The 16,949-nt window shown below is 59.0% G+C and carries 7 protein-coding genes; 3 read left to right on the top strand and 4 right to left on the bottom strand.

The window, feature by feature from the left end; translation table 11 throughout:
• Window positions 1–7: 7 nt before the first annotated feature.
• From ACJ9Y9_RS18160 to ACJ9Y9_RS18150, 3 genes are all read right to left on the bottom strand, one after another.
• A complete protein-coding gene (locus ACJ9Y9_RS18160; protein WP_028016770.1) occupies window positions 8–2,206 on the bottom strand; it encodes a type I secretion system permease/ATPase in 2,199 nt (732 codons plus the stop codon).
• Window positions 2,203–3,606 carry a TolC family outer membrane protein gene (locus tag ACJ9Y9_RS18155; RefSeq protein WP_028016769.1) on the bottom strand — a complete coding sequence of 468 codons (1,404 nt, stop codon included), beginning with the start codon at window positions 3,604–3,606 and terminating at the stop codon, window positions 2,203–2,205. Before ACJ9Y9_RS18155 ends, ACJ9Y9_RS18160 begins: the two co-directional genes overlap by 4 nt.
• 80 nt (window positions 3,607–3,686) lie before the next feature.
• Complete coding sequence (locus tag ACJ9Y9_RS18150; protein WP_407226215.1) at window positions 3,687–13,769, bottom strand: BapA/Bap/LapF family large adhesin; 10,083 nt, start codon at window positions 13,767–13,769, stop codon at window positions 3,687–3,689.
• 756 nt (window positions 13,770–14,525) lie between these two features.
• Between ACJ9Y9_RS18150 and ACJ9Y9_RS18145 the strand changes: the two genes are divergently transcribed.
• From ACJ9Y9_RS18145 to ACJ9Y9_RS18135, 3 genes are read left to right on the top strand one after another with little or no spacing between them, the layout of a single operon-like run.
• On the top strand, window positions 14,526–15,053 hold the full coding sequence (locus tag ACJ9Y9_RS18145) for a tetratricopeptide repeat protein (RefSeq protein ID WP_028016767.1): 528 nt from the start codon (window positions 14,526–14,528) through the stop codon (window positions 15,051–15,053).
• A 7-nt stretch (window positions 15,054–15,060) separates the two neighbouring features.
• A complete protein-coding gene (locus ACJ9Y9_RS18140) occupies window positions 15,061–15,591 on the top strand; it encodes a sigma-70 family RNA polymerase sigma factor (RefSeq protein WP_028016766.1) in 531 nt (176 codons plus the stop codon).
• Window positions 15,588–16,379, top strand: coding sequence for an anti-sigma factor (locus tag ACJ9Y9_RS18135; RefSeq protein ID WP_028016765.1), 792 nt, complete (start codon window positions 15,588–15,590; stop codon window positions 16,377–16,379). Before ACJ9Y9_RS18140 ends, ACJ9Y9_RS18135 begins: the two co-directional genes overlap by 4 nt.
• Here the strand turns inward: ACJ9Y9_RS18135 and ACJ9Y9_RS18130 are convergent.
• Window positions 16,371–16,928: a YceI family protein gene (locus ACJ9Y9_RS18130; RefSeq protein WP_028016764.1), complete on the bottom strand. Its 558-nt coding sequence runs from the start codon at window positions 16,926–16,928 to the stop codon at window positions 16,371–16,373. The genes ACJ9Y9_RS18135 and ACJ9Y9_RS18130 overlap by 9 nt on opposite strands.
• Window positions 16,929–16,949: the final 21 nt, after the last annotated feature.

Genomic DNA, 16,949 nt, shown 5'->3' with positions numbered 1-16,949 from the left:
GGCGACGTCACGCTGACTGATTTTCATTTTTCCACCCCCGTCCGGTTGCTGCCTGCTGCTGCTGTTGCTGCATGCGGCTGTTGCTCAGCGCCTGTGCTTTTGGCGCGTCCATCACCAGCATTCCCTCTTTGAGCACCACCACCCGCTCTACCAGTTCCAGCACCGGTACGCGGTGTGTGGCGACAATCAGGGTGCGGTGCCCGAGCCAGTCCCCCAGACGCTGGATAAATTCCCGCTCGGTGTGCTCGTCCAGCGACGCGGTGGGTTCATCCATCAGCACAATATTCGGATCGCGCAGGAGCATCCGCGCCAGCAGAATCGACTGGCGTTGTCCGCCGGATAATCCCACGCCGTTTTCCATGATCGGGTAGTCCAGCCCCTTGGGCAGCTTCTGCACGAAGCCGGCCGCGCCGGTCAGCTCCAGCGCCTCGAAAATCTCTTCGTCGGTGGCGCGCGGCATACCAAGGGTGATGTTTTCGCGCAGGGTGCCGTAAAACAGCCGCGCGTTCTGGGTCATAAAGCCGACGTTGCGCCGGACGTCAGCGACGTCGAGATGCGGCAGGCTGAAGTTATCAAGCCGCAGCTCGCCGGCCGCCAGATCCATCCCTCCCGCCATGGCCTGTAGCAGGGTCGATTTGCCCGCGCCATTGCGCCCGAGGATCGCCACTTTCTCACCCGGACTGATCTCCAGCCGGTTAATGCGCAGCGCCATGCGCGGATCGTCCGGCTGATAGCGGAACTGCGCCTGCTCGAAGAGATAGTGACCGCGCAACACGTCCTGGCGGATCGGCGTCTCTTCGCGCTGATTTTCGGTGGGAAGCTGCATAATGCTGTCCAGCCCCTCTTTTGCCGCTTTGACCTGCTGCCAGCGGGCCAGCACGCCGCACAGCGTCGCCATGGGGGCAATCATGCGGGAGGCCAGCATAGACGCCGCAACCACGGAACCGGTGGTCAGGGTGCCGTCGATCACCATCGGCGCACCGACCACAATCACGCCAGCGTAGACCAGGCTCTGAATCGTCATCCCCCAACTGATCAGGTTCTGCGTCAGTTCGCGGGTGCGCAGGCCGGATTCCGCAGTGATCTGGATATAACTGTTCCACTGCTGCAAAAAGCGGTTTTCCGCCTGCATCAGCTTGATATCCTCCAGCCCCTGCACGCTCTCTACCAGCACGGCATTGCGCAGGGTCGATTCATGGGCCGACTGTTTCGCCAGCTCCGCCAGCTTCTTCTGCAGCAGCAGGCCGGGCAGAACCATGATCACCGCCGCCACCGGCGCGATCCACGCCAGCTGCGGGGCGATGATCGCCAGCACCACTACAAACAGTAAGAAGAACGGCAGGTCGACAATCGTGGAAATGGTGGAGGAGGTCACCATCTCGCGGATCTGCTCCAGCTCGCGCAGTTGAGAGATAAAACTGCCGGTGGAGCGGGGGATCGCGCTGTTGCGCAGGCGCAGGGCGTGGCCGAATACGCGATCCGAGACGCGCATATCCGAACGCTTGCCCAGCAGATCCATAATGTGTCCGCGCGCCACGCGCAGCACAAAGCCAAACAGCGTGGCGATCAACACCCCAATCGTCAGGACGTAAAGCGTCGGGTAGGACTGGGCGGGGATCACCCGGTCGTAGACCTGCATGGAAAAGACGATCCCGGAGAGCGACAGCACGTTGATAAACAGCGCGGCCAGCATCACCCAGCTGTAGGGGCGCAAGTCGCGCATCACCAGCCGGTAGAGCCAGTCCGGACGGTATTTTGATATATACGCGTCCACGCGACTGTCCTTCAGCGCGGCGAGTGGACGCAGGGCAATGACGTGGCGGATAGCGGGCAGCATCGCCGTCATCGACAGCCGGTTGGTGTAAGTCTCATCGTCGAAAAAGCTGACCTCCAGGGTATCTTCGCCGTTGAAATGCTCGATCACGCCGATCCTGCCGTCATTCATCGCCACCACCACCGGCAGACGCCAGCTGTTGATAGCCTCCTGGCCGCCGGTAAGCAACTGAAACGATAGCCCCGCATCTCGTGCCAGTTGGGTGAGGGCGGGCACCATCGGTTTGCCTTTCAGCCACGGCGCACTCGCCAGCAGTGCGCCAGGAGAGCAGGCGACGCGGTAGCGCGTGGCGACAAAACCAAAGGCCTGTGCCCACTGGGCCAGCGCCTCATCCGTCATCGTTTCACCCTGCGGGATTTCGCGTTGTTTCATGGCTGGATCTCCACGGTCTGGATGGTGCGGTTATCAAGATCGAACGCGTGACGTAATTGCCCGGTGTTATAGAGGCAGTTGAGCTGCAGCTGGTGCAGCTGGCCAAGAGTCTGCTGCTGGGTGAACCGCGCCTGATAGACCTCCTGCTCGGCGTTGAGTACGTCAAGCAGCGGGCGTGAGCCGAGATCGAGATATTGCTGCTGGTACAGCTCGCGGGTGCGGGCGCTGAGGGCTTCCTGGCGGCCCTGGATTTGCAGGGTGCTTTGCAGGCTCATCACCTGGCTGCGGGCTTCCAGAAGTTTCTGGCGGACGTCAAGACGCGTGCGCTGAATGGTGGACTGCGCCGCCTCTACCGCGTGTCCGGCAGCGTTACGCCGGGCGGTGAGGCCACCGCCCTGATAGAGCGGCATCTGCACCTTCACCCACGCGGAATACTGGGTGCGATCCCGCGTTTCGCTCCCCGCATAGCGATCGTTCATATAATGGCGCACTTCTGGCTCCAGCGAGACAGTCGGCGTCATTTGCGCGTCGGCGTAGTCAAGGTTTGCCTGGGCGACGTTAGCCTGTGCCCATGCGGCAAGTACCGCGGGAACCAGACGGTCGTCCGGCTCGGCGATATCGCAGCTCCGCCCCAGCTTTTGCGGAAAATCATTGCTGATATCGTTCAGGCTGTTCCAGCCGAGAAAACTCATCAGCGTGGCGCGGGAGCTGTCGAGACTTGCCTGATACTGCATCAACTGGGCGCGAGCGCCTTCAATACGCGCATCGGTCTGTACGACGTCAGAGAGCGACGTGGCCCCTTCGTCGTTACGCTGGCGGGTCAGTGTGCCAATGGAGGAGAGAGCCTCAAGCTGCTCTTTCGCAGTCTCAACCATCTGCTGCCAGGTTTGTACCTGCACCATGGCGACAGCGGTATCGTGGGCGATGGTGTCGATGCTGACCAGCACGTTGGCCTGCTGCTGGGCAACCCCGGCATTTTCGGCACGCACCTGACTTGCTACCTTGCCAAAATCGTAAAGCATTTGTGAGAGGGAGAGCACCATCGACGGCGTAAAGCCGTTCTGGTCGCCGTCATGGGAATAACCGTTGTCCACGCCGGCATTTATCTGCGGATAGTATTTTGATTTAGCAACGTCCACCTCTTCGCTCTGCTGGTAGAGTTTCCCCACGGCCTCGCTGATGGCCGGGTGCCAGGTGACGGCACGGTTGACGGCTTCGCCAAGCTGCAATGAACCGGGCGCGGCTTTACCGGCCACAGGGGCCACGCGACCATTGAGTGAGGGGAGTTCCTGCGTTTCGCGGAGTTGTCCGGTATTGATGGTCGCCGCCGGGTTCGCGCTGAGAGCGGGCACAGATATCAGGCAGCACGAGAGCCACCAGTAAGGCATCTTCATTCCCATGTCATGTCCCTAATAAATATGTACAGCTTTATTATTTATGCCCGGGCGCTGTGCGCCCGGGTCATCTCTTGCAGGTGCTATCAGGTAATTATGTGTTGCTGGTTCACAAGCTCGTCGTAGGTGGTCTGAACGCCATCAAGCGTAACGAGCGTGGTATTAGTGTAGGTGCTCCCTGTACCATCACGGTCGATGGAGATCACGGTATTGCCATTACTATTAGTGACATGGAGATAATTTCCGAGCGTTGAGGCGCTACCGTTCCAGCCCACCAGCAGATCGCCGATGTCGATTTTGTCCCCCTGCGCCAGCGAGAAGCCGGTCCAGTGGTCGCCCACGGTGCTTGTGACGTTCCCACCTGTGGCATTCCCCACCGTATTGTTCAGCACCTGGTAAATCAGCGTGTCGCCGTAGGCGGTGCCGGTGATGACGTCGTTATGTTCAGAGCTGATGAACTGCGGCGCCATGTTGATGGTCAGCGTGGCACTGTCCGTTTTCCCGGTCGCATCGGTCAGGGTGTAGTTGAAGGTCTCCTTCGAGGTAATGGATGAGAGCGACACCCCGCTGTTAAGGGTATAGGTGTAATGGCCGTCAGCGCCAATCGCCAGGATGCCGTAATGGCCGGTGATATTTACCGTGGCGCTGCCGGTATACGGATCCAGCGTGGTGGTCACGCCGTTGTAACCGGTCACGCTCAGACGGGTATCCACGGAGTGCAGCTGGTCCATCACGCCGCCGGAATCGGTGCCGTCAAAGATATTGCCGTTGACGGTGTGGGTGCCTGTCGCGTCGAACTGTGACAGAGAGTAGCTGGTGCCGGTGACGCTTGGGGTGATAGTGATGGTTCCTATTCCTAGTGCACCCACGCTACCGGTATAACTCAGGGTGTAAGTGCCTGCGTTCAGGTCAAGACCTGTTAAAGGGACATCCGCATTACCGCCCAGCAATATTCCGCCGTTAAATGAACCGGTACGGATCGTTGTTCCGTCCAGAGACAACGTCCAGTTAACCGTCAATCCTCCCAGCGACAGGAGCGAGGCTACGTTGAAATGCAGAACGGCATTGTGCAGGGCGGTGTTCGGATCCACCACAAAGGTGCCGCTGCCACTTCCCGATGAGGGCAGCGCAAGCGTGGTCCAGCTTGCGCTTCCTACGGTCGTATCTGAATAGGCGGTTGTGTGGTGCACTGACGTCACATCCATCGTAGCGCTGACATCGTTGACCGCATCCATCGCCTGAGCGGTTGGGGTGATGTTAAGCGATGCCGTATCCTTCGAGCCGTCAGGCGCGGTAACGGTGTAGACGAAGGTATCAGGCGTGCTGATATGGTCTGCCCCCACGCCGGCTCTCAGGGTATAGGTGTACTGGCCGGACGAATTAATGGTCAGCGTGCCGTATTCACCCTGAATGGTGGTCAGGCCGCTGCTGTTGACCGCCACGCCGTTCACTTCCGTGACCACCGTGCCTGCCGGCACAGGGTCATTCGCCAGCACGTCGCCCGTGGTCGTTTCACTGATACTTGCCACGCTGTAAACGTGATCCTGCAGGACGCTCAGCGTGTAGCCTGTCAGGACGGCGATCCCGGATGCGGTATTCAGCAGGAACAGATACTCCCCGGCGGGCAGGTTCAGCGTCAATTGCTGCGAGGTACCGCCCAACAGCGGGGCGCGCAGCCAGCCTGGCTCAACGCGGACCTGCTCGAAGGTCTGGGTCGCGTTGTTGAACTTATAGACATACAGATCGAACACCGATGCCAGGGCTACGCCACCCACGGAGGCCTGAATGGTCATGGTGCGGGTGGTGCCTTCCTCCACGTTATAGATGATGGGGTTGGTCATATCGTCCAGCAGGTTAAGCCCCAGCGTACTGCCGAGATTCACCCCCACCACCGTAAAACCACCCTGCGACGAAGCACCGTTATTGATTTCACTTACGGTAGTGTCAAAGGTCAGCGAGGCAGTGTCGTCCACCGCCACAATACCGTTGACGACGGTACCGGCACCCAGGGACAGCACCAGGTTCGCCGACGCGCTGGCACCGTTATGGGTGATGGTGTAGGTGAAACTCTCCGTCCGGCCAATGACCGCGGCGCTGGTATCGGTCAGATTGTAGGTGTAGCTGCCGTCGCGGTTAACGGTCAGCGTACCGTATTTGCCCTGGATCACCGTGCCGTCGGCGTTAATGCTGGTGGTGACGCCCAGAGCGTTGGTGACTGCGGAGACCGTGGTCCCGGCCGGGGCGTTGTCGCTGCCAGCGGTTGGGTCTGTATCAAGGATCACGTTCCCGTTCAGGCTGGTCTCACCCGTGACGGTACCCGGGCCAGTCTCTTTCACCGCGACATCCAGACTGGTGTAAGAGCCGGTTGCCAGCAGGTTGGTGTTATAGCTGAGGACACGATAGTTGCCGTCAGCCAACCCGCTCAGGTTCAGTGATACGCCGGTGGCTCCGAGGGTCAACAGATCGGCAAACTGCGGTTGTCCTGTGTCGACGACGGTGGTCCAGGTGCTGCCGTTCCAGTGTTGCACCACCAGCTCAAGAGTGTTGAGCAGAGAGAGTACCGCGCCCGTAGCGTTGGCATTCACCACGATATCTGCGCTGCCGCCGCTGACTACGGTGAAGTTCACCTGGGCGGTGTCATTCCCCAGCAGCGTCAGGACGTTGCCCACGGCGCCAACCAGCAGGAAGCCGTAATCGCTGTACTGAGTATTAGTGACGGTTGCCGTGGTACTGAGGTTCAGCTCTTCGACGTTATTGCTGGCGGAGAGCGGCAGCACCGGCGCAAGAGCCGAACCAGACAGCGAGGTGTTGCCTGCCGCGTCGGTGGCGGTGATCTGCAGCGTCTGGCCTTCGATCTGTTTGTTAATGAAGGTATAGCTGTACGTGCCGTTGCTGCCCGCAATGGTGGTCACCGTCGAGCCATCCGCAAGGCGGATACTGACGGTGCTGCCGGCTTCGGCATTCCCGGTCAGGACGCTACCGTCGACGTTAAAGGTTCCGGTCGGCGCCGTGGGGGCGGTCGTATCGACGATTATCGTCGTCACGGCTGACGCCACGCTGGTGTTGCCCGCCGCATCGGTAGCCGTGGCGGTGAAGTTATGCGTACCCTCCGTCAGCGTGGTGGTGGTTTGCGGCAGGGTCCAGTTACCGCTGCCATCGGCGGTCACCGTGCCCACCAGCGTGATGCCATCGTAGATCCGAACCGTGGCATTCGCTTCGGCAGTCCCGGTCAGCGTTGGACGCGTGTCGTTGGTCGGATTCGTACCGGTCACCGGACCGGTAACGCTGCCGACATCATCAATCACTGAACTGATGACCGGCGCACCTGGCGCAGCGGTATCGACGTTAATCACATACCCGGCGGTTGGCGCGCTGGCGTTGCCCACCGCATCCGTGGCGGTAAAGGTCAGCGTGTGTGCACCGTTGCTCAGCGCCGGAGATGGCGTATAGCTCCACGCCCCGCCGGTCGCCGTCACGCTGCCGATCTGTACGCCGTTATCAAAGATTTTCACCGTCGATCCGGCTTCCGCCGTGCCGGTGATAGTTGGCTGGGCATCGTTGGTGAACCCACCGTTAGCAACCGGCGTCGCCGCATTGCCCACGTCATCCAGGATACTGGTCAGCACTGGCAGAGCAGGCGGCGTGGTGTCAATTGTCAGGCTGAAGCTTGTTGAGGATACGCTGGTGTTGCCAGCCGCATCCGTGGCCTGCGCGGTGAAGCTGTGCGGACCGGTTGTCAACGTGGTGGTGAGCAGGATGCTCCAGCTGCCGCTGGCATCCGCGGTGCCTGTTCCGACCAGCGTCGTGCCTTCGTAGATTTTCACGGTGGCAAACGGTTCGCTGGTTCCGATAAGCCGCGGTACGGTGTCGTCGGTGGTTTGCCCGGACGTGAGCGGGCCGGTGATGCTGCCCACGTCGTCAATCGCCTGGCTGATAACCGGTGCGTTTGGCGCGAGGGTATCAACAATCAACGTAAAGCCAGGTGAAGGCAGGCTGATGTTGCCCGCCGCATCGGTGACGGTGGCGGTCCAGGTATGGCTTCCGTTGACCAGTGGCGTTGACGGCGTAAAGCTCCACGCGCCGCTTCCGTCCGCCTGCGCGGTGCCAACCGGCTGCCCGTTTTCATAAACGGTCACCGTGGCGTTGGCGGTCGCAGTGCCGCTCAGCGTCGGCGTGGTGTCGTCGGTGCTTTGCCCGGAAGAGAGCGGAGTTTGTATGCTGCCCACGTTGTCTGCCGCAGTCGAAATGACCGGCGCAGACGGCACGACCGTATCCACGGTCAGGTTAAACGGTGCCGTCGTGCTACCAGTGTTGCCTGCCGTGTCGGTCGCGTTGAAGGTAATAGCATGTGGCCCATCGCTCAAATCGGTACCCGGGGTAAAGGTCCAGTTGCCCTGAGCATTCACCACTGCGGTGCCAACTTCGTTGCCGTCGACAATGATATGAACCGTGGCACCCACTTCGCCCGTGCCGTTGATGGTCGGGCGTGCGTCGTTGGTGCTGCTGCCCGTCGAGAGCGTCCCGGTGACCGGACCGACATCGTCGATGACGCTGGTAAGCACTGGCGCAGCGGGCCCAGTGGTATCCACAGTAAAGGTGAAGACCGAGGAGTTAGTCGAGGCGTTGCCTGCCACATCCGTTGCATAAGCGCGAAGGGCGTAGCTGCCATCGACTAGCGGCGTACTCGGGGTAAAGGACCAGTTCCCGTTTCCATCAACGGTAGCCAGGCCAATCGGCGTACCGTTATTCATGATGTGGATGGTGCTGCCCGCCTGTCCGGTACCGCTAATCGTCGGCGTGTTGTCGTTGGTGACCTGCCCACTGGTAAGGTCGCCCGTGACGCCGCCCGGGACGTTGTCATTCACCTTATCCAGCGTGGGAACCGTCGGTGCTGTCAGGTCAACCACCACGCTCCAGGTGTTTGATACCTGGCTGACGTTGCCCAGCGGATCGGTTGCCCGAACGGTAAAGCTGTGCGAGCCTTCGCCGAGCGCGGAGTCAGGAGTGAAGGTCCAGGCACCAGCGCTATCAGCCGTAACCACGGCAATCTGCGTGCCACCGTCGAAAATCGTCACCACGCTGTTTGCTTCTGCGGTTCCTGAAAGGGTTGGCGTGGCGTCGTTAGTGGGGTCGCCGCTGATCACGGTAGTGGCGGTATTGCCAACGTTGTCCGTAACATTAGTGATGACCGGCGTGGTGGAAACCGTATCCACCACAACGGTGAAGCCCGCCGAAGGCGCGCTCTGATTCCCGGCCGGATCGGTCTCGCGGATGGTCAGGACGTTATTCCCCTCCGCCAGGGGCGACGTTGTATAGCTCCAGGTTCCCGTATTGCCAACCACTACGCTGCCCAGCAGCGTTCCGTTGCTGTAGATGGAGATGGTGTCTCCCACAGCACCCGTACCGGTCAGCGTCGGCTGATTGTCGTTGGTGGTCTGACCGTTGGTCAGCGGGCCCGTGCCGGGACCCACATCGTCAAGTACCGAGCCAATGGTGGGGGTACCTGGCGCAGTGAGGTCGACGGTTACGGCAGCGGCCGGAGAGCGACCGCTTGTCAGGCCATTGAGGGTCGCGGTTACCTCAAAGGTATGCAGCCCTTCGCCCAGCGCGGGCGGCGTATAGCTCCAGTTTCCGCTGCCGTCTGCGGTGACCGTCGACACGGGCGTCACGCTACCGTCCAGGTAGATGGTAATCAGGCTGCCGGCTTCGGCCGTGCCGGTAAGCGTTGGCGTGGTGTCGTTGGTGGTTTTGTCTTTCACGTCGCCGGTGACAGGGGCAACGTCATCGTTGATCGCCGTAATAACCGGTACCTGAGGCAGATCGAGCGGTGAATCGGTGACGATAAACGTCGCGCCAGGGCTGCTGTTACCTGCGGCATCGGTGGCGGTTACGGTCAGCGTGGCAGGATCCAGTTGCGCGGGGCTCAGCGCAATAGAGAAGCTGCCATCGCCTGCAACAACGCCGGTACCAATGACCACACTACCGTCTTTCACGGTGATGATGCTTCCCGCCTCACCGGTACCGGTCAGCGGTGTCCCTTCTGTTGCCAGATTCATATTGCTCGGGTTTGGCGGTGCGACAGTATCCACGGTGACGCTGAGTGGTGCTGAATTTCCGGAGAGATTACCTGCCGGATCGCTGGAAGAAACGGTGAAGGTGTGCTGGCCGTCGGACAGCGTGCTCCCGGCGGTCCAGCTCCAGCTGCCATCCGGCTGTATGGTTACTGGCACCCCCGACGGAGTACCGTCGACGGAGACAATAACGGTGGTTCCCGGTTCGCTGGTCCCGGTGAGGGTCGGCGTACCGTCATTGGTGTAGAGCACGTTGCCTGAAAGAGAGCTGGGGGTGATGGCATCTATCAGCGGTATTTCAGGTGCAGTGGTATCCACCGTGACGTCAAAGACCGGGCTAAGGGCGCTAACGTTACCTGCCGCGTCAACACCCGCAACGGTGATATGCAGCGGACCGTCGTTTTGTGTCGGTAGCGTCAGGGTCCATTCACCATTCGCGACGACGACACGTCCTACCTCCACGCCGTTGTTGTAGACGATTACCGTCTCACCGTTGACGCCGGTTCCGCCGACCAGTGGTGTTGCATCCGTGGTATATCCACCATCCAGCGCGCTGCCAACAGCGCTAATCACCGGCGTAGCCGGCGCTATGGTATCCACCGTGATCGTTATCCCCGGCGATGAACCAGAGACGTTGCCCGCTTCGTCGGTGGCGGTTGCGGTGTATTCGTGGTTCCCCTCAGCGATATTACTGCCAGGGCGCCAGCTCCAGTTGCCGTTGCTGTCTACCGTGGCGGTGCCGACGACTGACGCCGCGCCGCCATTTACGCTGTCATAAATGGTGATAACGTCGTTTGCCGTTCCGGTACCGCTCAGAACCGGACGGGGATCGTTGGTCGTTCCGCCATCGGCAACTGGTCCGGTTATCTGGGTGACGCTGTCGGTGACGATCGGTGGCGCAGGCGTAGCCGGCGGGTCTGTATCAATGGTGATGGTGACCGGCTGGGAAGGCGCGCTCTCATTACCTGTACCGTCCATGTTGGTGACGGTAAGGGTAATGTCATAGGTTCCATTGGGCAGCGGGGTTGGCGGCGTCCAGCTCCAGTTACCGTTGCCGTCTACCACGGTATCACCAATTTTGTCGCCGCCATTGTAGATGGTCACGGTATCGCGAGTGATTTCGCCCGGGTTCAGCGGCGTTTGTACTGCGCCGCCGTCAGGGTTGACGGTGATGGCCGGGGTATCTGGCGTGGCAGGTGCCACGGTATCTACCGTCAGTACAAACGGGCTGGAGACGGTGGTATTACCTGCGGCATCCGTGGCGTGAACGGTCAGCGAATGTGGACCATCGGTGAGTGGGGTAATGGGGGTAAAACTCCAGCCACCATTGCCGTCGAGGATAGCGGTGCCGAGCAGGGTTGTGCCGTCATAGATGGTGATCGTTGCTCCAGAAGGGGCACTACCTTGCAGCAGCGGCTGGGTGTCATCCGTGGTATCCCCGTTGCTGAGTGGGCCTTTAATACTGCCGACGTCATCGGTCACGCTGGCGATGGTCGCTGCCAGAGGAGGTGTGGTGTCGACAGTAAAGGTGAAGCCGTCTGAGGCGAGACTGGTGTTACCCGCCGCGTCGGTTGCGACGACGGTAAAGGTATGCGCGCCGTTACCGAGCGGTGTGGTTGGGGTAAAGGTCCACGCACCGTTGCTGTCCGCCACTACTGTGTCAACATCTGCACCATCCAGACGGATGGTGACCTTCGAGCCCGGTTCAGCGGTGCCGTTGAGCGTCGGCGTGGTGTCGTTGGTGCTGTCGTTAGCGTTGAGCACACCGAGACGCTCGGGCACATCATCTATCACCTGGGTAATCACCGGAGCCGCAGGCGCGACGCTGTCAATCGTCAGAGTCCAGGTGTTGGAGACATCGCTTGAGTTACCTGCCGCGTCGGTTGCAACAGCGGTCAGAGCATGAGGCCCCTCACCGATTGGCGAGGACGGCGTAAAGACCCATACGCCGAGGCCATTGGCAACGGTTGTACCGATAGCCACACCGTCCACGCGGAGGATGACCGTTGCATTTGCTTCAGCGGTACCGCTGAGCGTTGGGGTCGTGTCATTGGTGGTGGCATTTTGGCCGAGCGAGCCAACAATTCCCCCGGGCACATCGTCCACGACCTGGGAAATCACCGGGGCTGCAGGTGCCGTCCCGTCGACGTTAATTGTCCAGGAGGCAGATATTCCGCTCTGGTTACCGGCAGGATCCGTCGCCTTTGCCGTGAGCACGTAAGTGCCATCGACCAGCGGTGTGGGCGGCGTAAAGCTCCACAGGCCGGATTGTGGAACAACCACCGTGCCGAGGACATCGCTGCCGTTAGAAATCGTAATGGTCGAGCCCGCCTCGCCCGTACCGTTAATGGTTGGGGCCCGGTCATTGGTCAGTCCATTCGGGCCCACGGGGCCGGTGGTGGCCTGTACGTCATCAATCACCGATACGATGATCGGGATCTGCGGCGGGGTAATGTCCGGTGCCGCCGCGGAAGTGGTTGGACTGGTGTTGCCTGCCGTGTCGGTGGCGTCAGCGGTCAGGATTTCGCCGTTGAGCTTCGGTGGGTTCAGCGTCACGCTAAAGTTACCCTGACTATCGGCAACAACTGGAGTGCCAACGAGTGCGCCGCCTTCACGGATGGTCACCGTGCTGCCGGGCTCTGCGGTACCGCTGATGGTGCCGCCATCATTTGATACCACGAGATTTCCAGGAGCAGACGGCGGTGTGGTATCTACGGTGAAGGTGACAGGCGCGGATGCCGTGCTCTGGTTTCCGGCGGCATCGGTTTCAGTGACGGTTATGGAGTGCGTTCCTTCCGGGAGCGGTCCATTGGGTGTGATGCTCCAGGTACCGTTGGGGAGCACCGTCGTGGTGCCAATGACCACGCCGTTATCGTAAATGGTGATGGTTCCACCGGGCTCCCCTGTTCCTGCCAGGAGCGGTTGCGTCGCATCGGTCAGTGTGCCCGAAGTGATAGCTCCTCTGACAGACCCCGTGTCGTCGGTCAGCAGAATTGCGGTCGGTGTAGTCGGAGGCGTCAGATCGACTGTGAGGGTGAAAACCGGTGAGGCGGGTCCGGTATTGCCCGCGGCGTCGGTTGCACGGACGGTAATCTGGTGGGTGCTTTCGCTCAGGTCGACTGACGGGGTGAATGTCCATGTACCGTTGCTGGCGACGACCGCCGTGCCAATGGCGATACCGCCGTCATAAATCGTCACGGTGGAGCCGGGTTCGGCGGTGCCGGTGAGCTGCGGCCGCTGATCGTTAGTGCTGCCGCCGTTGGTTACCGCCCCCGTCTGAGGAGCGATATCGTCGATCACGCTGCCGATCGTTGGCGCATCAGGTGCGGTGAGATCCGGTGCGGTCACATTTGTGCCCTGACTGGTATTCCCGGCGCTGTCCGTTGCGGTGGCTGTTACCTGCTCGCCGTTGGTCAGCGGTGTTCCGAGGGTGACGGTAAACGAGCCGTCACTGCCGGTTTTACCTGTGCCAACCACATTGCCATTAGTATCTTTCAGGGTGATTGTACTGCCGGGTTCTGCGGTACCGGTGACGGTTTTACCGTCTGATGAGAACTGGAGACTGGAAGGCGCATTCGGCGGCGTCGTATCCGGGTCGGCTGGATTGGTCGGGTCCGTCGGGTCAGTGGGCGTGGTGGGGTCAGTACTGCTGTTATGATCACTGCCGCCACCTCCACCACCGCTGCCGCTTGCCGCCGCTGCGATGCCACCTGCTGCGACAATGCCGCCCAGTGCCCATGGCCAGATGGCGGCACCACCGGCATCACTCCCTGATGCGGCAAGCAACACGTCCGTGGAGGCTATGGATTCATACGAGGCGGCCCCGGTAGGGTCTTCAATCCACCATAGTGCGCCATTGCTGTCCTGCAGAACCAGCTGGCTTGCTCCCTGCGCGTCAGTGACGTAGAAATTTTTAAGGGTGATCACCTCGCCGGAATGCAGCGTCACCAGCAGATCGTTTCCACTGCGCGCGAAGTGGGAGACATCGGCCCGCTCTACATGAAGTTCAACAATAGAGGAATGGCTCAGCGTAACCTGTGTGCCTTCCGTGGTCGTTTCCACGCCAGTAAGTTTCGATATAACAGAGATTTGGCTCATTTAGTTATTACTCCAGCAGGTGTGTCATGAACGGCGAGTAAGACGAGCCATCTCTGCAGAAGGTAAAGGGCGCCCCCGGCGCAGTCGCTGTTTTACGCAGCACTGACCGTTGTTTTTAGCGCGCACGATGCCCGCCAGTATTCAGAGTGGCAACATCAGAGCGAATCTAATGACTTATAAAACAGAACCGTTTTTATGGGTGTTTAGTGTCTTATATAACCCTGTAATTAATAGAGGAATTGTTTTTGAGATATAAAAATGATATAGACAGAAAACACGGGTTGTGCAACTTTGGCTTTTGTAAATAAAGGTCGAAACAATAACGTGGCATTTATATATTGGGGTTTTCAATGATTTAATTTATGTAAATATTTGTTTTTGATGGTTATTTTTTTTCTGTGCAATGTTATTTTTAATGAGGTTTATACAGTGCGATAATTGGTAGGGAATGTTTTTAATATAATGAAAAACGTGGTTGTTTAAGTGTGCTTAATATTCATTTAAGTTAGGGTAACATTTTTGATGTAAGATATATTATGTCGCTTGGAGGATAAAATATATTTTTGTGCGGAGTTAAAATTCTGCTATCACCCGCAAACAATAACATTAAGTTAAGGGTGAAATAAGCTTATTCATTGTCATGAGTCCGACGACATCAGCATGATTTTGGACAGCAAAAAACTCGCGGGGAGAATGAATAAAAATCGTGAGTCGGGCGTTTACTGACGTCACCCCCTTCTTACCCTGGAGCTTTATATGAACACGACCTCTCTTCGTTTGATCCCGGTACTGATTTTTACCCTGCTGTCCCCACTGGCGCTGGCAATGGGCAATAATAGTACCGAGAGCAAAACGCCTGACTGCCCATCAGGGCAGGTGTATGACAGTGCAACCCAGAAATGTGTACCCGACAAGAGCAGCAGCCTGAGCGATCAGGACAAAACCAACTATGCGTACCATCTTGCTAAGAAAGGGGAGTATCAGGCGGCGCTGAATCTCCTTGATTCGCTGAAAAATGGCAATACGGCTGAAGCGTGGAACTATCGCGGGTATGCCACACGCAAACTGGGACGTACAGATGAGGGTATTGGTTATTACCAGCGTGCGCTGGCGATCGCCCCGGATTATGCCAAAGCCCGTGAATACCTGGGTGAGGCATGGATGGTCAAGGGACGGCCTGACCTCGCGAAAGAACAGTTGAAGGTAATAGCAGGCATATGTGGCCAGTCCTGCGAGGAGTACCGCGATCTGCAGGCTGCCATCAACGGACAGCCGGAATCCTGAGTTTCTCGTGGAGGGAAAACCCATCGCTACCAGTGAGGTTCGTCAACAGTTAGCGGCACACCTGGCGCGTCTCTGGCGCTATGGGCTGGTGTTGTCACGCAACAGGGATATCGCCGAAGAGCTGGTTCAGTCCACCTGCGTGCGTGCGCTCGAAAGGAGTAGCCAGTATACGCCTGGCACGCGCATCGACAGGTGGCTGTTTGCGATATTGCACTCCATCTGGATCTCCGAGCTTCGGGCACGACATGTCCGCCAGGGGCAGGGATTTGTCGCCAGCGACGAACTTCTGGCACCAGACACCCGTGAGCAGGATGAAACGCGCCTGCATTACCTGAAGGTAATGCAGCGCGTCAATGCGTTACCGGAAGCCCAGCGCAACACGGTTTTTTTGGTTTATGTCGAAGGTTTTACCTATCAGGAGGCAGCGGATACCCTGGCGGTGCCGATTGGTACTGTAATGAGCCGACTGGCGACGGCGCGGGCAACGCTTGCGAGGTCCGCCGAGGCAATGCCTCCGGTAAAGGAGAAGCGCTCTTGAATTCGCACCGTTTTACACCGCCTTATAACGACGATGCTATCGTGGCATGGATAGATGGCGAGATGTGCCGTGCAGACGCACAACACTTTGAAGAACAGCTGAGAAGTGATGAACACCTCTCCGGGCGAACCGCTGAGCTAATGAAAAGCAATCAGGACTACTCCGGGGCTTTTGCTTCCCTGCTGGATGACGCACCCCTTGAGAAGATGCAGGCGCGTCTGGCGGCACTTCCCGAACCACACTCTTCCACGCCGGTGGGCGTAAGCAGACGCGCACTGATTGCTGCGTCGGTCAGTTTTTTGATGGTCGGTTCCGGGCTGGGGTATCTGTTGCGGCCAGCCTCCGCCCCTGATGATGAAAACGCCCATATTCGTGACCTCGAAGCGCAATACATGTCTTTGTACAGCGTTGAAACACTGCTGGATATGGACAGCGCACCGCCTGTTCTGCAACGCGGCCTGGAACGGGCCGCACAGGATATCGGCATGAAATTGCAGATGTCGCAGCTTATTCTGCAGGGTGCAGAACTCAAAATGGTGCGCATGCTGCGCTATGAAACCACCTCTATCGCGCAGATTGCCTGGATCAACGCCGACTACGGCCCAATGGCGCTCTGTATCTCTCCTGTTGATGAGAAGACGACGGCTTCTCTTCAACAGGAGCAGCGGCACAGTATGAACCTGGTGTGGTGGCAGGATGCGGGCTATCAGTTTGTCCTGATAGGCCGAAACCCGTCGTCTCACTTGCAAAGCAACGCAGAACAGCTGCAACGCCTGATCTCAGGATGAGGGGATTGTGTTCGTCTGAATCGCAATAGCGATGGCAATACGATCGTCAACGACCAGAGCAAATTTATCCATCCCGTAGGACGCGCGCGAAATCGCTGTGGTGGCATTCAGCGTGAGGGCTTGCGCATGCGGGTCTTCCACTACGGCTTCCAGAATCACCGGGCGGGCAATATTTCGCACGGTCAGCGTGCCGAACACTCTGAATCGTCCGGCACCCTGGGCGACCACGCGAGAGCTGACAAACTCAATCGTCGGATAGCGCTCAGATTCAAAAAACATGTCGCTTTTCAGCTGCCAGGTGAGCAGGCTGTTTGAGGCAACCAGGGTCGCAACGGGAATAGTGACGTGAATATAGTCATCGACATCGTTATTCGGGTTAAGCGTCACGGCACCCGTCACGCCACTGAATGTCGCCCAGGAGAGGATACCGCCGAAGGCATGCCACGACAGGCGAATGGCGGTGTTACTGGTGTCGATGATGTAGCTCTGCGGGGCGGCTAATGCCCACGGGCAGACCAAAACAAGCAACATAAGCAGGCGTCGTAGCATCTCAGGATCTCTTTTGGGGAA

It is taken from the genome of Enterobacter sp. CPE_E1241, assembly GCF_045618265.1.
In the GTDB taxonomy this organism is placed as follows: Bacteria; Pseudomonadota; Gammaproteobacteria; order Enterobacterales; family Enterobacteriaceae; genus Enterobacter; species Enterobacter adelaidei.
This window is presented reverse-complemented; position numbering and strand designations above follow the sequence as displayed.

What these genes read in the sequence shown, in the direction of transcription:
- ACJ9Y9_RS18160 (WP_028016770.1), bottom strand. Translation starts at nt 2,206, where the DNA reads ATGAAACAACGCGAAATCCCGCAGGGTGAAACGATGACGGATGAGGCG.
- ACJ9Y9_RS18155 (WP_028016769.1), bottom strand. Translation starts at nt 3,606, where the DNA reads ATGGGAATGAAGATGCCTTACTGGTGGCTCTCGTGCTGCCTGATATCT.
- ACJ9Y9_RS18150 (WP_407226215.1), bottom strand. Translation starts at nt 13,769, where the DNA reads ATGAGCCAAATCTCTGTTATATCGAAACTTACTGGCGTGGAAACGACC.
- ACJ9Y9_RS18145 (WP_028016767.1), top strand. Translation starts at nt 14,526, where the DNA reads ATGAACACGACCTCTCTTCGTTTGATCCCGGTACTGATTTTTACCCTG.
- ACJ9Y9_RS18130 (WP_028016764.1), bottom strand. Translation starts at nt 16,928, where the DNA reads ATGCTACGACGCCTGCTTATGTTGCTTGTTTTGGTCTGCCCGTGGGCA.